Source organism: Shewanella sp. 553 (genome assembly GCF_059338375.1).
In genome coordinates this window covers 382,907-397,078 of sequence record NZ_CM181701.1, presented here as the reverse complement: position 1 = coordinate 397,078, position 14,172 = coordinate 382,907, and the positions used below count along the sequence as shown (strand labels likewise).

The window sequence follows — 14,172 nt, the reverse complement described above, 5'->3', positions numbered from 1 at the left end:
GAATCTTTTTATCTTTAAGTAACTGTCGATTAAACGCCAATGAAATCACATATTCAATCTTTGCTCGAACAAGCCATTCAGACCCTAAAGCAGCAGGAGATCGTGCCTGCCGATTTTGAAGCGCGCATTCAAGTCGACCGAACTAAAGACAAAACCCACGGTGATTTTGCCACTAACTTAGCCATGATGTTGACTAAAGTGGCGCGCAAAAATCCGCGTGAGTTAGCCCAGCTGATCATCGACAGTTTGCCGCAAGACAGCCAAGTGGCTAAAGTGGAAATTGCAGGGCCGGGCTTTATCAACTTCTTTATTGATGACAATGCCTTAGCCACACAGCTAATGACAGCGCTCAAAGACGATCACCTTGGCGTGGTACTTCCCACCCCACAAACTGTGGTGGTTGACTACTCGTCACCAAACCTTGCCAAAGAGATGCACGTAGGCCACCTACGTTCAACCATCATTGGTGACAGTGTGGTACGCGCACTGGAATTTCAGGGTCACAAGGTGATCCGTCAAAACCATGTTGGCGATTGGGGCACCCAGTTCGGCATGTTGCTGGCTTACATGGAAGAGCTGCGCGCCGCGAAAGGCGAGCAAGCCAAAATGGAACTGTCAGATCTTGAAAGTTTCTACCGCGCCGCCAAAGTGCGCTTCGATGAGTCAGAAGAGTTCGCCATCCGCGCCCGTAAGCTGGTGGTGGAACTACAGTCAGGCGATGAGTACTGCAACAAATTATGGCGCGAGTTTAACGACATATCCTTAAGCCACTGCCATCAAGTGTATGAGCGTTTAGGCGTGAGCCTGACCCGCGCCGATGTGCGCGGTGAAAGTGCTTACAATGACGATTTAGCCCAAGTGGTGGCCGACCTTGACGCACAAGGCCTATTGTCTGAAAGCAATGGCGCTAAAGTGGTGTTCCAAGACGAATTTAAAACCAAAGAGGGTGAGCCGCTGCCGGTGATCATCCAAAAAGCCGATGGCGGTTATCTGTACGCCACCAGTGATTTGGCGGCGATGCGTTATCGCTCAAATGTGCTTAAAGCCGATCGCGCGCTCTACTTTGTCGACCTGCGCCAAGGGCTACACTTCCAGCAAGTGTTTAATTTAGCTCGCAAAGCCAACTTTGTTAATCCGAACATGAGTCTTGAGCATATGGGCTTTGGCACCATGAACGGCGAAGATGGCCGTCCATTCAAGACCCGCTCAGGTGGCGTCGTGAAACTGGTGGATCTGCTCAGCGAAGCAGAAACGCGCGCATTAGAATTAGTGCGCAGCAAAAACCCAGATATGGATCAAGCTGAGCTGGAGCAGATCGCTAAAGTCGTGGGCATCAGCTCGGTCAAATATGCCGATCTGTCGAAAAACCGCACCAGCGATTACATCTTCAGCTTTGAGCAGATGCTCAGTTTTGAAGGCAACACCGCACCTTACCTGCTTTACGCCTATACCCGCGTAGCCGGTATTTTCAAGCGTGCCGCCGATATAGACTTAAGCGATGCCAGCATCACACTTGAGCATGACAAAGAGAAAGAGCTTGGCACTAAATTGGCCCAGTTTGGCGAAGTGCTTAATCGCATGGTCGACAAAGGTCAGCCCCATGCCCTATGTGGTTACCTGTTTGAGCTTGCGGGTGCATTCTCAAGCTTTTATGAGGCCTGCCCAGTCCTTGCGGCCGATTCAGAAGCCGAGAAGAAGAGCCGTTTACGCTTGTCGCAACTTACCGCCAAAACGTTGAAACAAGGTCTAGATCTATTAGGTATCGACACCTTAGAGCGCATGTAACGAAAGGCGGTAACATGAGCAATCGCGACTACGCCAACAGAAAACCGGCCAAAAAAGGCCGGTCCCGTGGTGGCCGAGGAAAATCGGCTACCCAAGCACCACGACGCTTACCGATATTGCTGACCTTAGTGACAGTCGCCCTACTGGGCGGCTTTGGTTATTTTCTCTGGAGCATTAACGATAGCGCCGACGAGCAAGCGCCAGCCCCTGTGGTTAAACCGGCAATTCAACCTAAGGTTGAAAAGCGCGATCCTAACGCCTTGCCGCCCAAACCCAAGGAGGAGTGGACTTATCAGCGCGAATTAGAAAATAAACGCGTTGAAGTCGATATTCCAGAGCAGACCCAACCGACTCGTCCCTATCAGATGCAGTGCGGCTCCTTTAGAAAAGAAGCCCAAGCTAATGAGATGAAGGCGATGATTGCCTTTCAAGGACTCGAAGCCCAAGTGCGAAGAGTCGAAGGCAGTAGCGGCATATGGTACAAGGTGGTACTTGGTCCTTATGATCGTAAACGCATGGCCGAAAGGCAGCGCCATGTGCTACAGCGCGGTGGCCTCAACGGTTGCCAGATTTGGTTTTGGGAAGGCAGTTAAGCCTCTATTAACTGAAACGGGCCTAGTGCCCGTTTTTTATTGCCCCCCTTTTTTGGCCTGCTGTAAATGATGAAAAATACCGCAACCGCACGCAGTTTCAGCTTAAAAAACGGCAAACGCTAACAACGGCCACTCACTTGCCTTGAATTTTTAACGGCCGTCCCCCATATCTTAAACATTGTCCACCGATGGGTTTCCTACCCCTCGGCTAGAGAAGAGGAAATATCGTGACCACAATCGTTTCAGTACGTCGCAACAATCAAGTTGTCATTGCCGGTGATGGCCAAGTCTCACTGGGAAATACAGTGATGAAAGGAAACGCAAAAAAGGTTCGACGCCTTTACCATAATAAAGTCCTCGCCGGATTTGCAGGTGGCACTGCCGATGCATTCACCCTGTTTGAGCGCTTCGAAGCAAAATTAGAGATGCACCAAGGACACCTGATGCGCGCCGCGGTCGAAATGGCCAAAGATTGGCGTTCAGACAAGGTGCTACGCAAGCTCGAAGCCCTATTGGCCGTAGCCGATAGCGAATGCTCATTGATCATTACGGGTAACGGTGACGTAGTGCAACCAGAGAACGATCTGATTGCCATCGGCTCAGGGGGTAATTTTGCCCAAGCCGCGGCCACGGCGCTGCTTGAAAATACCGAGCTCAGCGCGAAAGAGATCGCTGAAAAATCGTTAACTATTGCCGGTGATATCTGCGTGTTCACCAACCAATTCAAAACGATAGAAGAACTGAATTACTGATCTTGAGCTCAGCTCGAAATCAATAACCAATGCAGCATGCATTAAGGGAAAACTATGTCTGAGATGACTCCTAGAGAGATTGTTCACGAACTGGACAGTCATATCATTGGCCAACAAGCGGCAAAACGCTCTGTCGCCATTGCCCTACGTAATCGCTGGCGCCGTATGCAGCTTAACGAAGATCTGCGCCAAGAGGTCACCCCCAAAAATATTCTGATGATCGGCCCAACCGGTGTCGGTAAAACCGAAATTGCTCGCCGTTTAGCCAAGCTGGCCAAGGCGCCTTTTATTAAGGTGGAAGCGACTAAGTTCACCGAAGTGGGCTATGTGGGTAAAGAAGTTGAGCAGATCATTCGCGATCTTACCGACGCCGCAATTAAGCTGACCCGCGAAGAGCAGATGACCAAATGCAAATTCAGGGCCGAAGAAGCCGCTGAAGAGCGCATTCTCGATGCATTATTGCCTAAGCCTAAAGAAGATTGGGACAGCGAAAGCAAAGATGACTCGGCCACGCGTCAGGTATTTCGCAAGAAGTTACGCGAAGGCCAGCTAGACGATAAAGAGATTGAAATTGACATCTCAGCGCCGCAAGTGGGTATAGAAATCATGTCGCCTCCCGGCATGGAAGAGATGACCAATCAGCTGCAAAGCCTGTTCCAAAACATGGGCCCAGGCGCCAGCAAGCGCCGCAAGATGCCCATCAAGGAAGCTTACAAGCTACTTATCGAAGAGGAAGCCGCTAAGCTGGTCAACCAGGACGACCTAAAAGAGCAAGCCATTGAATTGGTTGAGCAGCACGGCATTGTGTTTCTTGATGAAATTGACAAAATTTGTAAGCGCGGCGAATCATCAGGTCCTGATGTCTCACGCGAAGGGGTACAACGTGATCTACTGCCGCTGGTTGAGGGCTGCACTGTGACCACTAAACATGGCATGGTCAAAACCGACCATATTTTGTTTATCGCCTCTGGCGCGTTCCAGATGTCTAAACCGTCAGATCTGATCCCAGAGCTGCAGGGACGTTTGCCGATCCGTGTTGAACTGCAAGCGCTATCGGCCGATGATTTTAAACGCATTTTAACCGAGCCACACGCCTCACTCACCGAGCAATACGTAGCGCTCATGGCAACCGAAGGGGTTAAGATTGAGTTTACCGAATCAGGCATCGAGCGCATAGCTCAAGCGGCATGGCAGGTTAACGAGCGCACTGAAAACATCGGCGCCCGTCGGCTACACACTGTGATGGAGCGCCTCATGGAAGAGCTTTCTTTTGAAGCCTCGGATAAATCGGGAAGCAGCACCATTATCGACGCCGACTATGTCAATGCGCACCTGGATAACTTAGTACAAGACGAAGACTTAAGCCGCTTTATCTTGTAATACTTAGGGGCCTAGGCGGTATCACCTAGGCCCCTTTGGTATAAATGTAAGTATTATTGCTCTTTACCTCACATAACAAGGCCAATCAGATGTCAGTAGAAAGCCCCAAGGTCACAGGACTGAAACTCAAGCGCAAGTCTCGTCTATTAGAAGTCAGTTTCGATGATGGCAACACCTACGCCCTAAGCTGTGAACTGCTGCGAGTCTATTCGCCTTCGGCAGAGGTACACGGCCACGGTAATCCTGTGCTGGTCACCCATAAGAAAAACGTCAATATCGACGCCATTACGCCCGTGGGGAACTATGCGGTAAAACTGGTATTCGATGATGGTCATGATACCGGCTTATTTTCTTGGAAAGTCTTGTATGACTTAGCCACCAATCAGGTCGAACTGTGGGAAAACTATCTCACTAGACTACGCGCCGCTAAGGCGAGCCGTGAACCTATGATTGATATGGCGGTTAAATACCATAACTAGGGGCTGCTGATCTCTTTTCAATCTACGCAAGGGCAAGCGCTGCATGTCAAAACTCAAAGCCGATGTGTCTATCATCCAAGCTGGCATCTTTAGTCAGTGGGATGACGAGAGCGATGCCCTGCCTAAATTTCTTAAGGCAACCGTGCATGTGCCCGCCACCCTAGATATCGAATTTGGCTTTGTGGCGCAAATTAAAAAAGCCAAGAATCAACAGCTCAAATATTGCATCTATCATCCCGATATTCCTGACGATAAGGGGAATGTCCGCCCACCTTTTGAGGGCGATGTTTTCGTCGCATCCAACGACTGGACATTCTACCTCGGTGACACCATCTGGGCGCCTGAACACAATAAAGTGGGCAAATGGCGCATGACCTTAGCACTAAAAGATAAGGTGGTAGCCGAAAAAACATTTCACATCCACTTACATGATGAACAGAGCCAAGTCAGTGCCTTTTGGAAACATCGCGGCTATTAATTCCCACCGAGATTATCGTTAACGCTCCCCCAAAAATGCCTATTCCAGCGACTCTTCGAGGCATAACATCGCTTATTTTGTGAGCCAGGCAGATATTTTTAACCTAATGGCGTCAATGCGGACTTATGTCCTCTAGCCATTTTAACGCGGCCATTACTATCGAGAATAATCAATGACTGAGGATTATTCATGACTGCACATATCAATGGCAAAGCGGGCGATTTTGCCGAAACCGTCATCATGCCTGGTGACCCACTGCGCGCTAAATATATCGCCGAACACTATCTCGATGACGTAAAAGAGATCACCAACATTCGTAACATGTTGGGCTATACCGGGTTTTATAAAGGCCAACGTATCTCCGTCATGGGGCATGGTATGGGCATTCCCTCTATGGTGCTTTACGCCCATGAACTGATCGCCGAATTTAATGTTAAACGCATTATTCGTGTCGGTAGCCTTGGGGCGACGCAACACCACGTTAAGATTAACGATGTGATCCTAGCGCAAGCGGCAGGCACGGACTCACCCACCAATGCCAAACGTAGCAGCGGCTATCAGATGGCGACCTCAGCCACATTCGACTTACTGCATAAAGCCTACACTATCGCCCAAGAGAAACAGATCAACGTAAAAGTGGGCAACATCTTCAGTGGTGACATGTATTACGACCCAGATGAAGACATGATCCCTGCCTTAGAACGTTTTGGGGTACTGGGCGTCGATATGGAAGTGGCCGGTTTATATGGCTTAGCGCATCACAAAGGCATCGAATCATTGGCGATTTTAACGGTATCCGATCACTGCTTAACCGGTGAAGAGACCACTGCCGAGGCGCGCCAACTGACCTTTAATCAGATGATTGAGCTGGCATTAGCAACCGCTCATCAGTAACACCACTCGGCATGAAGGTTAGCTTCATGCCATTTAGGCGCGCTCATTATGAGCAGCATCAGCAAATTAGGACGTAAAAAATGAAAAATAAAATATCCTTAACCTTGCTCAGCTTTTTAGCCAATTTTGTCATGGCAGGCTTCGCAACCCAATTCGGTATGTTGATAGAACCGATAGCCAACAAATTTTCAGCCAACGTTAACGAAGTCGCCTCAATTTTCTCCCTACTCAATGGCGGCGCGCTCGCCGGCACCATCGCCGCCTTTTTCTTAATTGAAAAAATAGGCGTCAAACGCATCACCTTAATCAGCTATGTCACTATTGCGGCCAGTGCAGCGGCCATGCACTTCACCAACTCATTGAGCGTCGTCATGCTTGCCATGACCCTGATTGGGTTATGCGGTGGTGTAGGGCTATGTATTGCTGGCACCATTGTGGTCTCGGTTTGGAAAGATAAAATCCAAAGCACCATGCTTGTGGTGCAAGACGCCACCTTTAACGTGGCAGGCGTGGTGTTTCCGATGATCACCACTTACGCATTGAGCAATGCGTTATCATGGAGTTACAGCTACCTTGCCGTCGGTATTGTCGCCCTTGGTACCGCATTTGTGGCCTTATTAACCAACTTTTCATTGTGTGAAAGCAGCAATGAAACCACTGGGGCTAAAGATGAGTCTGAATGGAACCTTGGGATCATCAGCGGTGGCGTAGGCTTATTCCTTGGCATGTTGGCGCTGTACACCTTCCTAACGTGGGCGCCAATGTTTGTCAAAACCAAGTTCGACATCCCCTTCGAAGACGCTGGCAATATCATTACTCAATATTGGTCTGCTGCACTGGTTGGTGCCTTGGTCTCAACTGTGATTGTGTCGCGGGTCAAAATCCAGCATTTCGTGATGGGGATGATAAGCCTCGCCTTAATCATCACCAGCTTGATTGTGACCACAGACAACTTGGAGTCGATTGGCTACCTAACTTATGGTTACGGCTTTGCCTGCGCCGCCTTGTATAACGCCTTTATTGCTTATGGCGTTTCGTTTGTTAAAACTGCCAGTAGCCGCAATGTGTCATACATTTTAATCAGCGGTAGCGCTGGCGCCATGTTTAGTCCCGCCATTAGCTCACTATTTGAAAGTGTTATCGGTCTGCAAACCGTGATGTATGCGATTCCGGTAATTTACGCCTTAATCATCACCATGTTAGTGGTTTCAAATCGTCAGCAAGTCGGGTTAACAGCCCAAACGAATTAATCTTAAGCCGTACTTGATGGTAAACTTAGGCCCCGAATATCTTATTTGGGGCCTATTCAATAAAGGCTTTAAGACCCGCTAAATCACAGATCACTAAGCCCTCTTTATCCCGTTTAATCAACCCTAAATCTTCAAGGCTTTTCACTGCGCGGCGATACACTCTATCTGTGGTAGCAAAACGCTCAGCTTCTAAATAACACTTAGTAAACCCTTCTACTGGTTGGTCTTTTAAATGTTGATGATAAAGATCATAGGCAATGTTATACGCGATGGGATAGAGCATTCTACGCGTAAAAATGTCCACCGTATCTTGATAATCGATGGCGATGGCACTGGCAAAAAACAATGCAAATTGGGGCGTTTTAAGCAAAGCCTGCTGCAGCTTATCGCCATTAATAATCGATATAGCTAAAGGTTCTTCGGCGATAATGTCGAGTTGGCACAGATAGTTGGTAAAAAACTCCATTTCACCAAACAACTGCGAATCGCAGTTCATGGTTCCCAGCTGAAAACTCCGGCCATTTCGAGCGGTATACCCCATAGAAATACGCCCATGGGGCACCAAAATCAGCGCATCAACCCGCTGGCCTTGCTGCATTAACTTATGCTGCGCCGCGACGGTTTTGGTTTCGGTAATGCACTCTCGCATCACCCGTTCAATGGCATCATGTTCCTGTTGCCACATCGGCTGAAAACGGCCTTTAGCCAGCGGTTTTAGCTGCATAATGGTATCGATATTAGATTAAGGTTAACGGTTAAATCTGCGGTGATTAGGCGATCGGTGCCTTGTTGATCAGCGATAGGGGCGTATTTATATCAAAAATGACACCGCGCACCTCAGTAATCCCCATCGCCTGCAGTCGAGCCGTGTGCATGGTTAAATAGGCGCTAGCCGACGCTTCATCCTCAAACAGGTAAATACCACCGCCAAGCTTATCGCCTGCGCTCTCAGTCCAAATTTTCCAGATAAGCCCAGGTTCGTTATTGATCGACTCGGCTAACCCTTGCAATGCTCGTGACATCTCCTCGCCAAATGGACCCGAAAAATCAAAATCAACTTGCAGTAACTTACTCATCATCACGCTCCAACAGTCTGCTCTACATCTAGGGCAGGCTCAACACCTGCCAAAAAGGAGATCAATTTACGCCTTTAACTTATCACTTTGCAAGGTGCGATAAGCACGATGCTCGCGATCTTGCTCACTTAAGCCAAATTGCGCGGCTAAGTTCAGCAGTTGCTGTCGATAATCATCAAGCAAGCTGACCTCATCGGTCATGATGGCAAACTCGGCAAAATCCCCCAGCCCTTCAAGATGATCGACCGTAATATGAAAATCACTGACAAAATAGATGCTGCGCACCTTATTCATCTGCAGCACACTCACATATCCCAGCGTCTGCAGCATGCTGATGGCTTTAGAGACATCGCTAATATTGGTGGCTTCACAACGGTCGGCCTCGGGGCCTTTGACTATCCAAAGTTTGATCCCCGATGGCTGCATATCTCGGATACAGAGGCTTTTATGTTGCGCTAATAGGTGCTGCTCAGGCGTGTCGAAATAGGTGTCTGATTCTAGGTTATCTTGCAGCATCACCTCATGGGGCATACTGCGTAATTTTGCTAGAAATCTGCTTTTAGATGGGATGCGGTACTTTAATTCGACCTCAAATTTCCCCTGAAAATGTTGCTGGCTCACAACGTCTACTCACTGCTACATACATGCCGCTAGCATAACATGAGTCGGTTAATCTGGCCTATTGAAGAGACAGCATTCGATTAGTAATGAGGAATAACGCTTGGATTCATCCGTTGAGCCTTGGCACACTTATATTCATTGAAGCGGTATCGTTAATTGGCAAATTTATGATGCCATTTAGGCGCCTAAGAGATCCCCTTTGGCGCCCTAGATGATGCTATGGGTTACACCTGTTTTTCGCTACCGTTCAGCTTACGAAACTCAGCCCAGATCTCAGCGCAATCCTCTCGTCCCTCCTCAATGTGCGTCATCGCAAGGGTCGTCGTGTCGGTCCCATCTAGATAGTCACGTAAGTGCTGATCGGAGAACCCATGCTCAGCGGCGTCCACATGGGTTGAGGCGTAGTAACAGGTTTTGATACCTGCCCACATCATTACCGCCACGCACATGGGACAAGGTTCACATGTGGCGTACATGACGCAATCGGACAGATCCAGTGTGTCCAGTTTTTTACACGCCTCACGTACAGCGACCATTTCAGCATGACCAGAGATATCAGTATCTTTGAGCACAGTATTGCCTACGGCGCAGACGACCTCATTATTGCGTACCAGTGTCGCGCCAAATGGGCCGCCAGTTCCCTCCTGCATCCCCTTGATAGTGACATCACAGGCAGGCGAAAAATAGTTGTCCATATCTTGTTGATTGATCATGTTCAGTCTCCATTTATTCAATATAATTATTTAGATACGATTATGCGCTTTTACGAGCACCGACAAGCAGGTAGCCGATAAAGCCGATGGTTAAGCCGCTGAAGAATGCCCAACTGTTGATCGTCGCCAGTACAGTTACATCTGGAAATGCCTTGCCAGCCATAGTGATGATAAAGCTAGTGATCAGCACGCCAACCGCGCGTCGATTGACTCCGCCTTTATGCCCACCGTCTGAGCCAGGCTCTGGGTAAATCGCATCAAGATCAAGCTTTTGACGTCGCTCAAAGTAATAGCTGGCGAGCATGATACCGGCAATAGGGCCTAACATAGAGCCAATGAAACTATAAAACAGAAAGAGCATTGTGGTATTTTCGACAAACTTCCAAGGCAAGATAAGCGTACCAACCACTGCTGCAACTAAACCGCCCGTCTTAACGGTGAACCATTTAGGGAACTGAGCAGTGAGCTGAAGCCCCGATGGCAACATATTACCAAATACCACGAATGCCGTAGCGCCCACGTTCATCGCTAGAAGCAGTAATATTACGATGAATGGATTACCGATAGAGTTAATCGCATCAACAAAAATCGTTGGATTATTAATGTCCACCGAACCACCTGATATTGCCCAGAGCGAAGCCATGAAGCTCACTGTGACGATGGCAAACAGAATGTATGAGATGAGCATGCCTAAAGGAAATCCCTTGATGGGATCTGACATCGATTTGGCGTTACGCGTCAGATCGCCTGTATTAACGATCGGCGCAGCCCAATTTGATACCAGCATAGAGACACAGGTAATGAAGCTAATAACCGTCACCTCAGTATCAGGTGCGGGATGATAACTAAACACCTCGCCTAGGCTTCCCACATTTTGAATCGCAAGAAATACCCCAATCACCATAAGCACCCACACCACAGGCGAAGCCCAGGTGGAGAATTTATCGATAAGCTTTTGGCCTGCGAGATATAAAACCACAGTGATGCCAGCCATAATAAGGTATGAGATCGCTGTTGGTATCGCCAGACCCGCAATGGTCGTGCCACCGCCAATTTGGGAGAATCCAGGGAACAGGATCTCGAGCACAATATCGAGGGCCTTAGCAGAGGAGATAGTACAGAGACCAAAAAACACGAATCCGGCAACAAAACCGCGGATCATGGCAGGAAAGACCGCCCCCTTGATCCCAAAAGTATCACGAATTTGCATCGCGAAAGGGATACCATACTTAGCCGCTGCTCGGCCATTTAACACATAGCCAATAGACACGATTATGGCCGCGAGAAGGATGGCAGCAACAACCTGTAATGCATTGAGTCCTAAGGCAAAGAAGCCTACAACGGTAAAGTAACTGAGAATGTTGTGAATTGGCCCCATCCACACAGTGACAAAGTTGCTCGTTCCCCAAGTCCGCTTGTTAGGCCCTAGAGGCAGCACCTCATCGGCGTAACCCCGTGCAGCAAGACGCTGCCTATCCCGATCCGTGAAGGCCGATATGCTGGGGGATTCGACTTCATTGCCCAGAGTATTACTTATATCCATAGTGATATCCTATTACTATTTTAATAATTTTAAGTAGGGTGATGTAACGATCATTCAATAATCAAAAGTGATCTGCTGTAATAAACTGATAACAAATTAACAAACAGATGAGGAGGTGATAAATTATAAAATCGAATCGGACTTATCCATATTACCAATAGCGCACACAACCATTAACCAAAAAGAAACCAGAAACACACAAAGACAACAAAAATGAAACGCCAACCAATTCAAAGGGACAACATTATTGATACAAATCAATGAATGTTGATTATTATTTGAGCCGTTTATTATTCAAATTATTGAGCTGAGTCACACATCGACAACATGTCAACACGACACACATCAATCTCTACCCACCTCAAAAAAAATTGATTTTTTAATAAAGCAAAAAACCTAAATAACAAGCCACTCTCGCCCCTCTTCCTCTTAATCGATCACAGAGGTAGCTGACTTTAAGCTGTTACGTTCTAAGGTTCAAACAGCTCAAACAATTCTCTTCAATATCTATCTCAAAAACTCTTTTAAAATTCAGATAGCAGAAAGCCCGTTATGTTTCGATAACGGGCTTTCTTAATGTGGCGCTGAGATAGCTGACTTTAAATAATAAGAACCTAGGGTTCAAAAACTGACTGTAACGACTGCCTCAAGGTTAGAACCATAACAAAAAAGGGCCACTCTTTCGAGTAGCCCTTTTTCTTAATATGCTGCAGAGGTAGCAGGCTTTAAACGCTAGGAACCCTAGGGTTCAAGCTGTTTCATAAGCCTTTTAAAAAAGACAATAAATTAAACGAAAAAAGGCTTCCATTACTGGAAGCCTTTTTTCTTAATGTGGCGGAGAGATAGGGATTTGAACCCTAGATGGGCTATAAACCCATGCCGGTTTTCAAGACCGGTGCATTCGACCACTCTGCCATCTCTCCGAACGCCGAGAATAATAAGGATACCGCCGAAAAATGTAAAGCCTAAATTGTACTGAATGACTAACAAATAGCCCATTAAGGCTATTTTTAATGATAACCGGCTTAAAAACCATCTTTATGCTGTCAATTTACACACTAAAGTTAGCTTTGATTGGCCTGATGCTACTGCTAATATCGCTGCAACGGCTCACAATAAGCCCATGTTTATCCCGTACAGCCACGTTTATCACCCGCAGACTGAGGCGTATCTAGATAAAAGTGACGCTTTACTTCTAATGACTCATGACGATTCAAATGGCGATTAAGTCTTAGCCAATAAGAGTGTCCCCCTCTATCGCGTTGATGAGGTCGCCAGCAACTGTTGTAGCTCAGACAGTGAAGCCACTTGATAATGGGGCGTTATCCCCTCTGGTTGCACTTGATTGCTGTGATTTAACCAGCAAGTATCGAATCCCGCATTGAGCCCACCTTGAATGTCTGAGTGGGGATTGTCACCCACCATCAATACATGTTCCCTTGGCGGGTGATTCATCTGCGATAACGCATGATTAAAAATGGCCACATCGGGTTTGGCGACCCCTACCTCTTCAGATATCACCACTGGCGAAAACGCGTGTAATAAACCTGTGCGTTGCAGCCGTATGGTCTGCAGCGCAGTGAAGCCGTTGGTGATGATGCCCATGTTAACTTTACCATGCAGAGCATCGATCAACTCTTTCGCCCCCGGTAACAAGGTGCAAATGTCGGCCATGGCGGTCAAAAAGGCGCTATTAAGCTGCTCGGCGGTCACTTTTAACTTGTCGGCCCATGCCTGAAAACGGGTGATCTGCAGGTGAGCTGCGCTGATCTTACCGTCTTGATAGGCAACCCATAACGGTAAATTGACCGTTTGATACACCTCAAAATCGGTGCGCGTAAAATCCACGCCAAAACGCGAAAACATCAGCTGTAAACCACGAAAGGCATCAAAATGAAACAGGGTTTCGTCGGCATCAAACAATATCCATTGGTACTTCATCAAACGCTCCAATTACGTCAACTCACCATTTATTGCGGCTACTTTAATGCCAAGCGACCTTAATGCCAACTCTTAAGTCAGCCAATATAGCCCTCAATGCCACGCCATTTATTTCACGACTTGATAGCTATCACTGGCCCAATCGTAGCGATATAATACCCCTTGCCACTCATACACTATTACGCCATTGCGCTGCTTAACACGCGCGTTAGCTGGCAGAGTCTTAATCGCGTGGCTGGTCTGCACTCCGGTGGTGATTTGCAGTGGCGGCTGCACAGGTGTCGACTGTGTAGCAGGCTTAACGACATCGCGCCGCTCATAACGGTAAGGGTAGCGCCACGCCTGTTGCCAATAAGGGCGGTAATATGGACGATAAGAGTAAGGACGCCAATAGGCAGAGCCTGTACTAAACCCTATGCCCCAACGCCAAGGCTCCCTGTAGTCATGCCCCCAGCGGTGATCCCAAGTTGAGCTCCAGCTGGGCTCAAGCCAAACATTGCTACGCCAACTGAAACGATCGTCATCTTGATTACCTGCGGCCACAGGCATCACGCCCAATAACATCAGTAAACTTAGACCAATGGCAGGCAAAACATGCCTTTTAATAAGGTATCGATAAACCGGTTTAAGCTGTTTCATCTGCTATGCTCCAGAGAAAAACATCACC

Annotated in this window: 15 protein-coding genes and 1 tRNA gene; 8 read left to right on the top strand and 8 right to left on the bottom strand. The window is 47.8% G+C overall.

From position 1 onward, the window contains the following. Positions 1-39: 39 nt before the first annotated feature. The 8 genes from argS (at position 40) to tsgA (ending at position 7,611) form a co-directional block, all read left to right on the top strand. Complete coding sequence (argS, locus tag AC5YBZ_RS01860; RefSeq protein WP_475515653.1) at positions 40-1,785, top strand: arginine--tRNA ligase; 1,746 nt, start codon at positions 40-42, stop codon at positions 1,783-1,785. A gap of 14 nt (positions 1,786-1,799) precedes the next feature. Next, the gene (locus tag AC5YBZ_RS01855; protein WP_494543356.1) at positions 1,800-2,378 is read left to right on the top strand and encodes an SPOR domain-containing protein; all 579 of its coding nucleotides are present in this window, start codon (positions 1,800-1,802) and stop codon (positions 2,376-2,378) included. Positions 2,379-2,605: 227 nt separating this feature from the next. Then, on the top strand, positions 2,606-3,130 hold the full coding sequence (gene hslV, locus AC5YBZ_RS01850; RefSeq protein ID WP_494520234.1) for an ATP-dependent protease subunit HslV: 525 nt from the start codon (positions 2,606-2,608) through the stop codon (positions 3,128-3,130). Positions 3,131-3,184: 54 nt separating this feature from the next. After that, a complete protein-coding gene (hslU, locus tag AC5YBZ_RS01845) occupies positions 3,185-4,510 on the top strand; it encodes an ATP-dependent protease ATPase subunit HslU (protein WP_494520235.1) in 1,326 nt (441 codons plus the stop codon). 89 nt (positions 4,511-4,599) lie between these two features. Beyond that, positions 4,600-4,989, top strand: a complete 390-nt coding sequence (locus AC5YBZ_RS01840; RefSeq protein ID WP_494543355.1) for a gamma-butyrobetaine hydroxylase family protein — start codon at positions 4,600-4,602, stop codon at positions 4,987-4,989. 43 nt (positions 4,990-5,032) lie between these two features. Further along, the gene (locus AC5YBZ_RS01835) at positions 5,033-5,467 is read left to right on the top strand and encodes a DUF3859 domain-containing protein (protein ID WP_494543354.1); all 435 of its coding nucleotides are present in this window, start codon (positions 5,033-5,035) and stop codon (positions 5,465-5,467) included. Positions 5,468-5,656: 189 nt separating this feature from the next. Beyond that, a complete protein-coding gene (gene deoD / locus AC5YBZ_RS01830) occupies positions 5,657-6,361 on the top strand; it encodes a purine-nucleoside phosphorylase (protein WP_494524269.1) in 705 nt (234 codons plus the stop codon). Positions 6,362-6,441: 80 nt separating this feature from the next. Next, positions 6,442-7,611 carry an MFS transporter TsgA gene (gene tsgA, locus AC5YBZ_RS01825; protein WP_494543353.1) on the top strand — a complete coding sequence of 390 codons (1,170 nt, stop codon included), beginning with the start codon at positions 6,442-6,444 and terminating at the stop codon, positions 7,609-7,611. A 52-nt stretch (positions 7,612-7,663) separates the two neighbouring features. Here tsgA and AC5YBZ_RS01820 read toward each other — a convergent pair whose 3' ends face one another. The 8 genes from AC5YBZ_RS01820 to AC5YBZ_RS01785 form a co-directional block, all read right to left on the bottom strand. Beyond that, positions 7,664-8,335 (bottom strand): Crp/Fnr family transcriptional regulator, encoded by a 672-nt coding sequence (locus AC5YBZ_RS01820; RefSeq protein ID WP_494520238.1) that lies wholly within the window; start codon positions 8,333-8,335, stop codon positions 7,664-7,666. Positions 8,336-8,381: 46 nt separating this feature from the next. Then, on the bottom strand, positions 8,382-8,687 hold the full coding sequence (locus AC5YBZ_RS01815; RefSeq protein WP_494520239.1) for a monooxygenase: 306 nt from the start codon (positions 8,685-8,687) through the stop codon (positions 8,382-8,384). A gap of 66 nt (positions 8,688-8,753) precedes the next feature. Further along, positions 8,754-9,308: a class IV adenylate cyclase gene (cyaB, locus tag AC5YBZ_RS01810; protein ID WP_494543352.1), complete on the bottom strand. Its 555-nt coding sequence runs from the start codon at positions 9,306-9,308 to the stop codon at positions 8,754-8,756. 224 nt (positions 9,309-9,532) lie between these two features. Beyond that, a complete protein-coding gene (locus AC5YBZ_RS01805) occupies positions 9,533-10,021 on the bottom strand; it encodes a nucleoside deaminase (protein ID WP_494543351.1) in 489 nt (162 codons plus the stop codon). 40 nt (positions 10,022-10,061) lie between these two features. Next, positions 10,062-11,564: a cytosine permease gene (locus AC5YBZ_RS01800; protein ID WP_494520242.1), complete on the bottom strand. Its 1,503-nt coding sequence runs from the start codon at positions 11,562-11,564 to the stop codon at positions 10,062-10,064. A gap of 832 nt (positions 11,565-12,396) precedes the next feature. Then, a tRNA-Ser gene (locus tag AC5YBZ_RS01795) sits at positions 12,397-12,487 on the bottom strand. Between the two features lie 331 nt (positions 12,488-12,818). Then, a complete protein-coding gene (gene yjjG / locus AC5YBZ_RS01790; protein ID WP_494543350.1) occupies positions 12,819-13,505 on the bottom strand; it encodes a pyrimidine 5'-nucleotidase in 687 nt (228 codons plus the stop codon). Between the two features lie 108 nt (positions 13,506-13,613). Beyond that, the gene (locus AC5YBZ_RS01785) at positions 13,614-14,144 is read right to left on the bottom strand and encodes a hypothetical protein (protein ID WP_494543349.1); all 531 of its coding nucleotides are present in this window, start codon (positions 14,142-14,144) and stop codon (positions 13,614-13,616) included. Positions 14,145-14,172: the final 28 nt, after the last annotated feature.

Excerpts from the sequence above, each read along its gene's own strand:
- argS (WP_475515653.1), top strand. The coding sequence starts at position 40 with ATGAAATCACATATTCAATCTTTGCTCGAACAAGCCATTCAGACCCTA.
- AC5YBZ_RS01855 (WP_494543356.1), top strand. The coding sequence starts at position 1,800 with ATGAGCAATCGCGACTACGCCAACAGAAAACCGGCCAAAAAAGGCCGG.
- hslU (WP_494520235.1), top strand. The coding sequence starts at position 3,185 with ATGTCTGAGATGACTCCTAGAGAGATTGTTCACGAACTGGACAGTCAT.
- AC5YBZ_RS01840 (WP_494543355.1), top strand. The coding sequence starts at position 4,600 with ATGTCAGTAGAAAGCCCCAAGGTCACAGGACTGAAACTCAAGCGCAAG.
- AC5YBZ_RS01835 (WP_494543354.1), top strand. The coding sequence starts at position 5,033 with ATGTCAAAACTCAAAGCCGATGTGTCTATCATCCAAGCTGGCATCTTT.
- deoD (WP_494524269.1), top strand. The coding sequence starts at position 5,657 with ATGACTGCACATATCAATGGCAAAGCGGGCGATTTTGCCGAAACCGTC.
- tsgA (WP_494543353.1), top strand. The coding sequence starts at position 6,442 with ATGAAAAATAAAATATCCTTAACCTTGCTCAGCTTTTTAGCCAATTTT.
- AC5YBZ_RS01820 (WP_494520238.1), bottom strand. The coding sequence starts at position 8,335 with ATGCAGCTAAAACCGCTGGCTAAAGGCCGTTTTCAGCCGATGTGGCAA.
- AC5YBZ_RS01815 (WP_494520239.1), bottom strand. The coding sequence starts at position 8,687 with ATGAGTAAGTTACTGCAAGTTGATTTTGATTTTTCGGGTCCATTTGGC.
- AC5YBZ_RS01805 (WP_494543351.1), bottom strand. The coding sequence starts at position 10,021 with ATGATCAATCAACAAGATATGGACAACTATTTTTCGCCTGCCTGTGAT.
- AC5YBZ_RS01800 (WP_494520242.1), bottom strand. The coding sequence starts at position 11,564 with ATGGATATAAGTAATACTCTGGGCAATGAAGTCGAATCCCCCAGCATA.
- yjjG (WP_494543350.1), bottom strand. The coding sequence starts at position 13,505 with ATGAAGTACCAATGGATATTGTTTGATGCCGACGAAACCCTGTTTCAT.
- AC5YBZ_RS01785 (WP_494543349.1), bottom strand. The coding sequence starts at position 14,144 with ATGAAACAGCTTAAACCGGTTTATCGATACCTTATTAAAAGGCATGTT.